The sequence below is a fragment of the Compostibacter hankyongensis genome (genome assembly GCF_039541075.1).
GTDB lineage: Bacteria > Bacteroidota > Bacteroidia > Chitinophagales > Chitinophagaceae > Compostibacter > Compostibacter hankyongensis.
On sequence record NZ_BAABFN010000004.1, the window covers coordinates 154,942 to 167,778 of the forward strand.

A 12,837-nucleotide genomic window follows, 5' to 3' on the forward strand; every position below is an offset into this window, starting at 1 on the left:
GGAAAATTGCACCGACATGCTGGCCAGGGAACTCATATCACCCATTATCCCCGCCCTGCACCCCCGCGATACGGGGGACAAGGCCCTGCGGCTGATGAACGAATATCATCTTGCCCATCTTCCCCTGGTAGAGGAAACCCGCTATCTGGGTCTGGTGGAAGAGGCCGCATTGCTGGACTGGGAGGATGCGGGACAGCTGCTGCAGACCCTCGAGGGACAGTATCTCCGTCCGGCTGTATTGGCCGATTCCCATCTCCTTGAGGTTTTCCGTCTTGTCGGTGATTTCAAGCTTTCCGCCATACCCGTCGTTACCGAGGCAGACGAATACGAAGGCGTGATCACGCTCGACAACATGATCTATGCCTGGGCCCGGCTGGACGAGGTCCGGGAGCCGGGCGGCATCCTGGTGCTCGAAGCCGAAGCGCGCGACTTTAACCTTGCGGAAATTACGCGCCTGGCTGAATCCAACGATATCGGCATCCTCGGCATCCATACCTACAGCGATCCGGAACAGCACCATATGTGCGTGCTGATAAAGACCAACCGCCTGGACCTGTATGATTTTGCAGCCACCCTGGAACACTTCCGTTATCAGGTCCGCTATCAGTTCGGACATCATTCTTCCGAAGAAACGCTCCGCAAAAATTATGACCTGCTGATGAATTATATCGGCATGTAAAGCCCCGCGGCCCCCTATAAAATTTTGTACGGCTTCCCGATAACCTTACATTTACCTTTTTTATAAATCCGAATCTCAATCGTTTAGGGTGCCACATGATGAACGGGCGGCTACTGGGCATAATCTTTCTGGGGATACTGATCAGCCTGCGGGCGCCGGCGCAGCAAAAAAAGCCGGGCCTGCTGAACATCGAGCCGTTGCCGGACGCCGTCACCGGAAGAACGGTAACGCATACCCGCTATATCCCCTCGCCGGATTCGGGATTTATTGTGGTGCGGAACATAACGGTAACGGGCAATAAGAAAACAAGGACGCCCATTATCCTCCGCGAGCTGGGCATACAACCCGGCGACAGCCTCTACCGCGATAACCTGCGCGGCTTCCTGGAGGAAAAAAGACAGCAGATCCTGAATACCTCCCTGTTCCTTACCGTGGAGGTGCGGCTGGAGCATCCCGAAGCCCCCGAAAGCGATCTTACCGTATCCGTAACCGAACGCTGGTACCTTTTTCCCTTTCCGGTATTCAGCCTGGCGGACCGCAATTTTAACGTATGGTGGGTGGAGCAGCATCACCGGCTGGACCGTATCAACTACGGGGTGCACCTGCACCAGTACAACCTTACCGGTAGAAACGATAACCTTACGCTGACCGTGCAGAACGGATATACCCACAGCTACGGGCTCACCTATGATCTGCCTTATTTCGACAAGCAGCTGAAGCAGGGTCTTGGTCTCCGGCTGCTGTACGACCAAAGCCGGGAAGTCAACTTCGTGACCGATTCCAACAAGCAGGAATACCTTAAGGCGGATCATTTTGTAAAAAAGGAATTTGTCGCCGGCATCTACTATACCTATAAGAAGGCCATCCGGCTGAAGCACCAGCTCAGCCTGAACTACCATTACCTGTCGGCAGACGATAGCGTGCTGCAGCTCAACCCCGTATTTTTCCCGGAAGCCCGAAGCCCCCAGCAATTCCTGGAGCTTTCTTATAAGTTCAGCTATATCGGCGCGGACAGCTGGGCCTATCCGCTGAAGGGATTCAACCTCTTTGCCACCCTTACCCGCAGGGGATTCGGCCTTTTCGGCGGGCATATCGGGGAGACGGAGCTGCAGCTGAACACCGCGGAATATCTCAATCCCTATCCGAAAACCTACCTTTCCTTTGGCCTGCGGGGCAGGGTACAGACGCCCTCCCGGCAACCTTATTTTATCCGGCGCTCCGGCATGGGCTATTACGAAGATTACCTGCGCGGACTGGAATATTACGTGGCGGATGCCGATTATTACGGGATCTTCAAGACCAACCTCAAACGGGAGGTGCTGGCCTTCAGGGTTCGCTCCCGGCTGTTACCCAGACAGTTTTCCACGATACCGGTACGGATATACGTTAAAACGTATGCCGACCTGGGCTATGCGCACAACAACATGCCGGGAAACAGCGTTTTGAATAACCGGCTGCTCTATACCTGGGGTGTGGGCCTGGATATCGTTACCTTCTACGACCTGCGCTTCCGTATCGAGTACAGTTTTAATCAGTTAGGGGAAAAAGGTTTATTTTTACATACCAAGTCCGAGTTATAGATCACGGACCTCAAACAGGGATTTTTTCATGCAGATTGCCATCTATAGCCGGGTTTCCGGCGACGTAAATGCCGGCAACGTGCAGCGGCTGCTGGATGAGCTGCTGAACCACGGCATAGCGCCGGTGCTTTACCGTCCCTTTTATGAGCGTGTCTCCGCCCAGCTGCCGCAGCACAGCGAGCCGGCCCTGTTCTCTTCGGCGGCAGATCTGAAAGGCAGGGTGGAGTTCCTGATCAGCATGGGGGGCGACGGCACCCTGCTGGATACGGTGAGTTTTGTCCGCGATACCAATATCCCCATCATCGGCATCAATTTCGGGAGGCTGGGCTTCCTCGCCAGCATCGGCAAAGACGATATCCATACGTTGGTGCAGGCCCTGATCGACCGGAACTTTGTCATCGACAAACGGGGGATGCTGCACCTGGATGCCAATATTCCCCTGTTCGGGGAGGTACCCTATGCGCTGAACGAGTTTACGATCCATAAAAAGGATACCTCGGCCATGATCAGGATACACATGTATCTCAACGGCGAGTTCCTCAACACTTACTGGGCCGACGGGCTGATCGTGACCACCCCTACCGGCTCCACGGCCTATTCCCTCAGCTGCGGCGGGCCCGTGGTTTTCCCGGATACCGGCAGCCTCGTGATCACACCCGTGGCGCCGCATAACCTGAACGTGCGGCCCATTGTCGTGCCGGATCATAACATCATCTCTTTTGAGGTGGAGGGGCGCAGCGACCAGTTTCTGTGCACGCTCGATTCCCGGATCGAAACGGTGGACCGGCAGGTGCAGCTGGCCGTACGCAAGGAAGTGTTCACGCTGAGCCTGCTGCGTCTGCAGGAGGCCAACTTCATGAATACCCTGCGCAACAAACTGCTTTGGGGTATTGATAAAAGAAACTAAGTGGTGCAACTGTTCCGACCTGCCGGTATCTTTCTTCTCCTGCTGCTGACCGCTCCCTGCGCATGGGGGCAGGGCTATATCGACTACAACACCCACTATATCGCCGAAGCGGGTTTCGAGCTCGGGGGAGCGCAGTATTTCGGAGATCTGAATACCCGCACCGCCTTCAAGACCTTAAAACCTACGCTGGGCGCTTTTTACCGCCGCTACCTCAATGACTATATCGGGGTCAGCGCCCATCTGCACTATGCCCGCCTTGGTTATTCGGATACGTATAACGACAATGCGTTCCAGCACCGGCGCAACCTGAGCTTTAATTCGGATATCTGGGAGCTGACCCTGCAGGGGGATTTCAACTTCTACCGTTTCGAGCCGGGCAGCCTGCGTTACCGCTTTACCCCCTATCTTACCCTCGGGATAGGTGGTTTTCACTTTAACCCCTATACCTGGTATCAGGATAAAAAATATTATCTCCAGCCGCTGGGCACCGAAGGGCAGGGCTCGGCCCAGTACCCGGACCGGAAGCCATATAACCTTTATACCTATTGCATTCCGGTGGGCATGGGCCTGAAATACAATATCAATAACACCACCAATATCAGCTTCGTCGTTACCCACCGGTTTACCGGCACCGATTACCTGGACGACGTCAGCACTACCTATGCCGGCGCATCAGCCTTTCCGGCCGGCAGCGCCGGTAAGGAGAGCATCCCCTTTCTGCTGCAGGACCGCTCCTGGGCCACCGGCAGCGCTCCCATCGGGCAGCAGGGCCGGCAACGGGGCAACAGCCGCGACAGGGACCAGTACCTGATGGTAGAGGTCAACATTTCCTGGATGTTCGCCGCCTACCGCTGCCCGGCTTTCTGAACGGCCGGCCTGCTGCCGGCACGGCGAAACCCGCTCCAGTAGCAGGATTGGAGTTAAAGTTGTGTTAAAAGCGCCCCCCTCATTGGGCAGCGTGCCGCATAAAGGTATTTTTGTAACTTTGCACACTTTTCCTACAGCGTGTAAAACAGAGCATCGACCAGGTCCATGAGCTTAAGGGATAACATAGATCAGCAGCACCTGCCGGCGCACGTGGCTATTATTATGGATGGCAACGGACGCTGGGCAAAGGAGCGCGGGAAGGACCGGCTGTACGGGCATCACGAAGGGGTGCAGAGTGTGCGGGAGGTAGTGGAAGCTGCGGCTGAGCTGGGTGTGCGGTACCTGACCCTGTATGCTTTTTCCACCGAAAACTGGGACCGCCCCACCGAAGAGGTGAACGGTATCATGGAGCTGCTGGTGGCCACCATACGCCGGGAAATTGAAACGCTGCAAAAAAACAACATACGGCTGCACGTGATCGGGGATGAGGACATGCTGCCCGCCACCTGCCGCCAGGAGCTCCGGGAAGCCTCGGCCCTTACGGCCGGGAATACCGGCCTGAACCTGATCATGGCGCTGAGCTACAGCTCCCGCTGGGAGATCACCGATGCGGTAAAGAAAATCGCCGCCGAAGCGGCCGCCGGCAGGATCAGGCCCGCGGAGATCAGCCAGGAACTGTTCCGGCAATACCTGTGCACCCGTCCGTTCCCGGATCCCGAGCTGATGATCCGTACCGGGGGAGAACACCGTATCAGCAATTTTTTGCTTTATCAACTGGCGTATGCCGAACTGTACTTTACCCAAGCCCGCTGGCCGGATTTCAGGAAAGAAAACTTTTATGAAGCAATCCTTGATTACCAGACCCGTGAACGTCGTTTTGGCAAAACCAGCGAACAAATACAACAGAATGAGCCGATTGTTCCCTAAATACCTGTGGTTGCTTTCTTTCCTGACCTTTTCAACCGGTATCATGCAAGCACGGGCCCAGCAGGCGGACACGACAGCGCCGGCAGCGGCGCCCGCTCCGGGAACAACGACCCCCGATACCACCCGGCCCTCCGCTTATCCTGCAACCCCCGATACCAGCAGTGCGGTAACGCCCTCCCTGTTGTTATCCCCTCCGTCTCCGGTCCTGCCCGCCGGCGCCGCCGCAGCTGCCGATACCACGGGTCCCGCTGCGCCGTCCCCTTTCTCGCTGGATAACCCCAAAGCGTATACCATTGCCGGTATCACGCTTACCGGTGCAAAATACCTGGACGAAAGCCTTGTGGTGGCTGCCTCCGGACTGACCATCGGTCAGAAGATCACCCTTCCCGGGGATGCCCTGGGCGACGCCATCCGGAAGCTGTGGGACCAGAAGCTCTTTTCCGACGTGGCTTTCCTGGTAGACAAGATCGACGGGGACAAAATTTACCTCGATCTGCACGTGGCGGAAAGGCCGCGTCTGGCCAACTTCTATTTCCGCGGCGCCTCCAAATCCCAGGCCGACGAGCTGAAGGAAAAATCCGGGCTGATCGCCGGCCGCGTCGTTACCGGCAGCACCCGGCGGGACGCCATCTACAAGATCCGCAAATACTTTACGGAAAAAGGCTACCGCGATGTGGACATCAACGTTACGGAACGCCCCAATACCACCCAACTCAACTCCGTGGACCTGGTCTTTGATATCAGAAGAGGGTCCAAGATAAAAGTGAACGATATCAATTTCGCCGGCAATGGTAACATGGATCCTTACCGGCTGAAGAAGAAGATGAAGGGTACCCACGAAATGACCCGCTTCACCCTGCATCCCATACCCGCCACTTCCGTATACGGCCGGCCGGCACCCCTCAGCTTCAGCGAATACCTGAAGCAGGGCGGCTTTCTCTCGTTCAGCAGTACCAAGCGGCTGCTGGATCCGTATGTAAGGCTGAAGCTTTTTTCTTCATCGAAATTCAACGAGAAAAAATACGAGGAAGACAGGGATAAGGTGATCAGCTATTACAACTCAAAGGGCTACCGCGACGTGACCCTCGATAAGGATACCCTCTATACCGTGGAAAACGGCAACCTGAACGTGGACATAAAGCTCACCGAAGGACGCAAGTATTATTTCGGGAACATCACCTGGAAAGGGAATACCGTCTATCCTGACTCGGTGCTGAACCAGGTGATCGGCATCCACAGGGGGGATATCTATAACCTGGAGCTGATGCAGAAGCGGCTGGGTACGGTGCCTTCGCAGGAAGGAGGAGATGTGAGCAGCCTGTACCTGGACTACGGATATCTCTTTTTCCGCATCACCCCGGTAGAGACGGCCATCCGCGGCGATACCATCGACTATGAGATGCGTATCATCGAAGGTCCGCAGGCGGATATCAAAAGGGTGACCATCACCGGGAACGACAAGACCAACGAGCATGTGGTGCGGCGGGAGCTGCGCACCGTGCCCGGGGAGAAGTTCAGCCGCCAGGAGATCATCCGCTCTACCCGCGAGATCTCCCAGCTGGGATTCTTTAACCCCGAAAAAGTACAGCCTCAGCCCCAGCCCAATGCTGAGGACGGTACCGTGGATATCGGGTGGACCGTGGAAGAAAAGCCCTCCGATCAGCTGCAGCTTTCCGCCGGCTGGGGAGGATATTACGGCATTACCGGTACCGTGGGGATCACCTTTAACAACTTCTCCCTGCGGAACATATTTACCAAGAACGCCTGGCGTCCGCTGCCCAGCGGCGACGGCCAGAAGCTGTCCCTGCAGATCCAGTCGAACGGAAAGTACTACAGCTCCTATAACTTTTCCTTTACCGAGCCCTGGCTGGGCGGCAAGAAACGGAATCCGTTCACCGTCAGCTTTTTCAAGACCAGGATGGCCAACGCCACCAGCTATACCGGATACGGCATCCCCCTGTTCGACAACAGCTCTTACATGAAGACGATGGGGATATCCGTGGCGCTGGGTAAGCAGCTGCACTGGCCGGACGACTTCTTCTCCCTGCAATACCAGATCAACTACCAGCGGTTTAAGCTGAAGGATTTCAGCGACGCCTACCTGGGTCTGCCCGGTCTTACCGACGGTATCGTCAACAACCTGAACCTGCGTATCACGCTGGACCGCAACTCCACCGACCAGCCCCAGTTTCCCCGCAGCGGCTCGCATATCAGCCTGTTCGGACAGTTTACCCCGCCCTATTCGGCCTTTAATCCGGATAAGGATTATGCGCACATGACCGCTCAGGAGAATTTTAAATTTATCGAATACCAGAAATACCGGCTTACCGCAGAATGGTATGTGCCCGTAGGCAAGCCGCAGGGAAAGGACAACAGGACCTTTGTGCTGAAGGCGGCCATCAAGATGGGATTTTTGGGAAAATACAACAACAAGGTGCCGCTCTCGCCGTTTGAACGCTTTGATGTCGGCGGGGACGGCATGAGCAACATGACGTATTACTACGGGAAAGACATCATCTCCCAGCGCGGCTATGAAGAATATTATACTTCCGATCCGCGGGTAAATCCTACCAGCGCAGGATCGCCGCCGCCGGGTTATCAGGGATTTACTATTTTTAACAAGTATACCCTGGAGCTCCGGTATCCCGTGAGCCTGAACCCCAGCTCCACCATCTACGCGCTGACCTTCTTCGAAGCGGGCAACGGGTATGAAGGATTTAAGGAGTACAATCCCTTCCGGCTCCGTCGCGCCGCCGGTATCGGTATGCGGTTCTTCCTGCCGATGTTCGGCCTGCTGGGCTTCGACTACGGCGTCGGATTTGACCGTCTCCAGCAGGGGGCAGGGCTGAAGGATGCTACCAAGTTCAACTTTATGCTGGGCTTTGAGCCGGATTAAGCCGGGAGGCCCGCTTTGTTGAAAAGCAGCGTGCGGATAAGGTTGGGTACGGCGGCGTCTGTCCGGTATGCCGGCGGGTATAATGATGTATTTTAACAATATGTTTAAAAACAATTTCTCAACTTTGTCGCAATGAAGAAATTACTTTTTCTGTGCTGCATACTGGCGGGGCTTTGCACGGCAGCCCGTGCGCAGCGCTATTGTGTCATCGATTCCAAATCCATCCTGGAAAAGGTGCCCGAATACCAGGATGCCCAGAAAAAGCTGGATGATATTGCCGCCCAATGGCAAAAGGAGATCGATGCCAGGTTCAAGGAGACCGAACAGCTGTATAAATCCTACCAGTCCGAACAGGTGATGCTTACGGCGGACCTGAAGAAAAAACGGCAGGATGAGATCATGCAGAAGGAAAAAGCGGCCCGGGATTTGCAGGAACAACGCTTCGGCTACGAAGGCGACCTTTTTAAAAAGCGGCAGGAGCTGGTAAAACCCATCCAGGATAAGATATACAATGCCGTACAAAAGCTGGCCGCCCAGCACATGTATGATTTCGTGCTGGATAAAGCCGGCGGTATTACCCTTTTCTATGCCGATCCTAAGCTGGATAAGACCGAAGATGTACTGAAGATTTTGGGAATCAAAAAATAACTGTATTTTCGCTGCCCTTGAACCATAAGTAGAATTACCGTTAAAACCAAATTTGCATTATAAAAAAAGGAAAATGAAAAAAATCGTTGTGTTAATTGCAGCTGTATTGATGGCAGGGTTCAGCACCCGCACCCTGGCACAGAAGATCGGCTATGTGAACATGCAGGATATCGTCGGGCATATGCCTGAGCTGGCGAATGTGGATTCTTCCCTGAAAAAATTCCAGACCGAGCTGGGCGGGCAGAACCAGGCCATGCAGAAAGAGCTTCAGACCAAATATGAAGCCTATGTAAAAGATTCCAGCACCATGTCCGATGTGATCAAGGAAGCCCGGCAGGGCGAGCTGCGCGATCTGCAGAACCGGATGATGGAGTTCCAGCAGGGTGCGCAGGATCGTATACAGGACAGGCAGAATACCCTGCTGAAACCGGTGATCGATAAGGCGCAGAATGCCGTACAGGAAGTGGCTAAGGCCAAGGGGTACACCTATGTTATCGACAACTCCTCGAATATCCTGATCGCTTCCCCGTCGGGAGACGATCTGACGACCCAGGTGAAGACCAAGCTGGGGCTGAAGTAAAGAGTCCGGAAGAAAATCAATTGCAGCCGGGCAGCGGTAAAGCGCTGTCCGGCTGTGCTTTTTATCCTCCGGTACTTTTTGTTTTACATTTTGTAAAAACTTCCTACCTTTGCCTTCCGTTTTTCGGGAGGGCGCGGGGAGTTTCCCGACAGGAGGGCCGGTATCCCGGAAGACTTTGAAACCGGCATTACAACTGTTATCAGATAAAACTGAGCATGCCGATCTCTCCAGGCGGAGATATTGGTCTGTGATCCCGCTCAGGGCGGGATGATCTTTAAAAATCAATTGTTTACCAGATGAAACGTACTTACCAGCCGCATAACCGCCGTAGGAAATCCAGCCACGGGTTCCGCGAAAGAATGAAGGATGCCAACGGACGTAAGGTGCTGGCCAGCCGCCGCGCCAAGGGCCGTAAGAAACTGACCGTTTCCGACGAACGGAAGCTGAAGTAAGCCTGCGAAGAAAGCGGACCGTTCCCGGGCCTTTTACTCCTGACTTTAAATAAAAGATCATCGCAGTCACGGCCTATACATTCAGGAAAAACGAACGCTTAAAAAGCAAAAAATGTATTGAAACGCTTTTTCGGGAAGGGAAAGCGTTTTCTGTTTTCCCCTATCGTGTCGTTTACCACATCACCGTCCTTTCCGATACTGCTGCACCCGCCCAGGTTTGTTTCAGCGTTCCCAAAAAATACCACCGAAGGGCAGTAGACCGCAACCGCATAAAGCGGCTTACCCGCGAGGCCTACCGCCTCCGGAAAAATGGCCTGTATGCTGTCCTGCAGGAACGCAAGGTTCAGCTGGCCTTCTGCCTTGTCTATACGGATAAAAAAATCCACCCTTTCAGCTTCCTGTCTGCTAAAATTTCGGTAATTTTAAAACGACTCGCGGAGGCAGTTTAACGTTCAAGGTCTAAAGTCCAAGGTTTCATTCCACGCAGATCAACTTTAAACTTTAGGCCTTAGACAAGCTCAACGCAAACCGGAACCCAGAAATTTCAAACGTCAAACCAGAAACGGGAAACCAGAAACCATGCGCACCCTGAATAAGATACTGGCCTGGCCTTTCATAGGACTCATCAGGGTGTACCAGTGGACCTTGTCCCCCCTGCTGGGACGGCAATGCCGCTATACCCCTACCTGCTCCCGCTATGGCGTGGAAGCCCTCCGGAAACACGGCCTGTTCCGCGGCGGCTGGCTGACGCTGCGCAGGATATTATCCTGTCACCCCTGGGGAGGGCACGGGTATGACCCGGTACCCTGAAACACCCTGGCAGACTGACCAGCAGCCCGAAAAACAAACCGGAACCCATGAAGCGCATGTTAAAAAAAAGATTTCTGCAGCCGGCCCTATTTCTGCTGTTGCTTTTCCTGAGCCTGGCTACGGCCTTCCGCCCCCAGGACCGCTACTTCGAGATCACGAAGGGGCTGGACATCTTTGCCGCGGCTTTCCGCGACCTGGACATGTACTACGTAGATAGCATTGCTCCCGGAAAGCTCATCAATACAGGGCTGATGGCCATGACCGAAAGCCTTGATCCCTATACTTATTTCTATACGGAGGACAACCTGGGCGACCTCGATTTTCAGACCACGGGCAAATACGGCGGAGTGGGCATTGCCATCCGCAAGGAAGGCTCCTGGACGGCCGTCAGCGATATCTATGAAGATGCGCCCATGGAAAAGGCGGGTATAAAGATCGGGGATATCATCGTATCGCTCAACGGCCGGTCGGCCCGTGGTATGACCGAAGATACCATCAGCGAGCTGCTGCGCGGCGAGCCGGGAACCGCGCTGCGGATAACGGTCCGCAATCCCCTGAACGGGCATGAGGCTACCCATCGCGTCGTCCGCAGCGAGATCAATATCCGGGCCGTACCCTATGCCGGCATGCTGCCCGGAGATATCGGCTACATCAGGATGATCCAGTTTACCGAAAAAAGCAGCGAGGAGGTAAAAGCCGCTTTTCTACGGCTGAAGCGGCAGCATCCGGCCCTCAAGGGGCTGGTGCTGGACCTGCGCGGCAACCCCGGCGGCCTGCTGGACCAGGCCGTGGAAACCGCCAATCTCTTCATCGGCCGCGACCAGACCATCGTCAGCACCCGGGGGAAGATACGCTCCTGGAACCGTACCTACCGGACACGCCATGAGCCGCTGGACGACCAGATTCCGCTGGCCGTGCTGACGGACCGGATGACGGCCTCCGCCTCCGAGATCGTGGCCGGGGCGGTGCAGGACCTGGACCGTGGCGTCATCCTCGGACAGCGCTCTTTCGGCAAGGGGCTGGTGCAGACCACGCGCAACCTTCCCTACCATACCCGGATGAAGCTCACGATCGCCCATTATTATACCCCCAGCGGGCGGTGTATACAGGCCATCGACTATGCCCGCCACCGCGACGACGGCAGCGTGGCGTATGTTCCCGATTCCCTCAAGCATGCTTTTAAGACGCGTAACGGCCGGGAAGTCATGGACGGAGGCGGCATTGAGCCCGATCTGGAGATATCGCCCGCCTATCTCAGCTCCCTGGCCGTGATGCTGGTGAACCGGGATTATATCTTTGATTATGCCACCCGGTATTATTACCGCCACCCGGATGCCCCGGATCCCGGGGACTTTCACCTCGACTCCGGTGTTTTCAACGATTTTGTCCGCTATCTGGACAGTAAGAAATACCATTACAAAAGCTCCAGCGAGATCGCGCTCGAAAGCTTCCGGCAGGCGGCCGAGAAAGATCATTATCTCCCTGCGGTAAAGCAGGAGCTGCAGTCGCTCGAAGAGAAGATAAGGCCTGACAAACACCGGGCGCTGCAGCAGCATCGGAGCGAGATCCGGCAGCTGCTGGCCGAGGAGATCATGAACCGGTACTATCTCCGCGCCGGCCGTATCCGCCAGCAGATCGGCGGGGACGAGCTGGTAAAGCGTGCGGCGGAGGTGCTTTCCCGTCCTGTAGTCTACGATTCCCTTTTACAGGTGCCCGCATCAAAAAAGCCCGTCTCGTCTTAGACGGGACAGGCTTTTCAGCATATGCTGCGTTTCCTCAGCGGGCGGCGTCGTAGCGCTTGGCTACTGCATCCCAGTTAACCACATTCCAGAAAGCGGCGATATAATCCGGGCGGCGGTTCTGATATTTCAGGTAATAGGCGTGCTCCCATACGTCGAGCCCGAGCAGGGGCGTGCACTGGCAGTCGGCCACATCCATCAGGGGATTGTCCTGGTTAGGGGTGGAGCAGATGTTTAGCTTGCCGTCTTTTACACCCAGCCATGCCCAACCGCTGCCAAAGCGTCCGGCAGCCGCTTTTGCAAATTCTTCCTTGAAAGCGTCGAAGCTGCCCCATACCGTATTGATGGCATCCGCCAGCTTGCCCTGGGGAGCCCCGCCGGCATTGGGCGCCAGCTGTTCCCAGAAAAGGCTGTGGTTATAATGACCGCCGGCGTTGTTCCGGACGGCTGCAGGATGTTTGGATACGGTGGCCAGGATTTCCTCCAGCTTTTTATTTTCCAGCTCGGTGCCGGCGATAGCCTTGTTCAGATTGGCAACGTAGGCGCCGTGATGCTTATCATGATGGATTTCCATGGTGGTTTTGTCAATATGCGGTTCCAGCGCATCCGATGCATAGGGCAAATCGGGAAGTGAGAATGCCATGATATTTGGATTTAATTGGTGAAAAATCTGGTTATTGAAATCATAACGAAATTACGATAGCCCGTCTGAAAATACAAACGCATCCCCTGCGGTAATCTTATCATAACAT

At 55.1% G+C, this 12,837-nt stretch carries 13 protein-coding genes; 12 read left to right on the forward strand and 1 reads right to left on the reverse strand.

Going from position 1 to position 12,837, the window contains the following annotated elements:
* The first annotated feature begins 16 nt into the window (after positions 1–16).
* From ABD851_RS09665 to ABD851_RS09720, 12 genes are all read left to right on the forward strand, one after another.
* Positions 17–679 carry a CBS domain-containing protein gene (locus ABD851_RS09665; RefSeq protein WP_344978621.1) on the forward strand — a complete coding sequence of 221 codons (663 nt, stop codon included), beginning with the start codon at positions 17–19 and terminating at the stop codon, positions 677–679.
* Positions 680–774: 95 nt separating this feature from the next.
* The gene (locus tag ABD851_RS09670; RefSeq protein ID WP_344978623.1) at positions 775–2,259 is read left to right on the forward strand and encodes a POTRA domain-containing protein; all 1,485 of its coding nucleotides are present in this window, start codon (positions 775–777) and stop codon (positions 2,257–2,259) included.
* A gap of 28 nt (positions 2,260–2,287) precedes the next feature.
* On the forward strand, positions 2,288–3,166 hold the full coding sequence (locus ABD851_RS09675; RefSeq protein WP_344978625.1) for an NAD kinase: 879 nt from the start codon (positions 2,288–2,290) through the stop codon (positions 3,164–3,166).
* 3 nt (positions 3,167–3,169) lie between these two features.
* Positions 3,170–4,033, forward strand: a complete 864-nt coding sequence (gene porG / locus ABD851_RS09680; protein WP_344978627.1) for a type IX secretion system protein PorG — start codon at positions 3,170–3,172, stop codon at positions 4,031–4,033.
* Between the two features lie 165 nt (positions 4,034–4,198).
* A complete protein-coding gene (gene uppS / locus ABD851_RS09685) occupies positions 4,199–4,960 on the forward strand; it encodes an undecaprenyl pyrophosphate synthase (protein ID WP_344978629.1) in 762 nt (253 codons plus the stop codon).
* 43 nt (positions 4,961–5,003) lie between these two features.
* On the forward strand, positions 5,004–7,856 hold the full coding sequence (locus ABD851_RS09690; protein WP_344978631.1) for a BamA/OMP85 family outer membrane protein: 2,853 nt from the start codon (positions 5,004–5,006) through the stop codon (positions 7,854–7,856).
* Between the two features lie 132 nt (positions 7,857–7,988).
* Positions 7,989–8,504: an OmpH/Skp family outer membrane protein gene (locus ABD851_RS09695; RefSeq protein ID WP_344978633.1), complete on the forward strand. Its 516-nt coding sequence runs from the start codon at positions 7,989–7,991 to the stop codon at positions 8,502–8,504.
* 73 nt (positions 8,505–8,577) lie between these two features.
* Positions 8,578–9,084, forward strand: a complete 507-nt coding sequence (locus tag ABD851_RS09700; protein ID WP_344978635.1) for an OmpH/Skp family outer membrane protein — start codon at positions 8,578–8,580, stop codon at positions 9,082–9,084.
* Between the two features lie 296 nt (positions 9,085–9,380).
* Complete coding sequence (gene rpmH, locus ABD851_RS09705; RefSeq protein WP_344978637.1) at positions 9,381–9,536, forward strand: 50S ribosomal protein L34; 156 nt, start codon at positions 9,381–9,383, stop codon at positions 9,534–9,536.
* A gap of 116 nt (positions 9,537–9,652) precedes the next feature.
* Positions 9,653–9,985: a ribonuclease P protein component gene (locus ABD851_RS18025; RefSeq protein WP_425549950.1), complete on the forward strand. Its 333-nt coding sequence runs from the start codon at positions 9,653–9,655 to the stop codon at positions 9,983–9,985.
* A gap of 130 nt (positions 9,986–10,115) precedes the next feature.
* Positions 10,116–10,346, forward strand: coding sequence for a membrane protein insertion efficiency factor YidD (gene yidD / locus ABD851_RS09715; RefSeq protein WP_344978641.1), 231 nt, complete (start codon positions 10,116–10,118; stop codon positions 10,344–10,346).
* Between the two features lie 47 nt (positions 10,347–10,393).
* The gene (locus ABD851_RS09720; RefSeq protein ID WP_344978643.1) at positions 10,394–12,088 is read left to right on the forward strand and encodes a S41 family peptidase; all 1,695 of its coding nucleotides are present in this window, start codon (positions 10,394–10,396) and stop codon (positions 12,086–12,088) included.
* Positions 12,089–12,122: 34 nt separating this feature from the next.
* Here the strand turns inward: ABD851_RS09720 and ABD851_RS09725 are convergent, their stop codons facing one another.
* Positions 12,123–12,728, reverse strand: a complete 606-nt coding sequence (locus tag ABD851_RS09725; RefSeq protein WP_344978645.1) for a superoxide dismutase — start codon at positions 12,726–12,728, stop codon at positions 12,123–12,125.
* Positions 12,729–12,837: the final 109 nt, after the last annotated feature.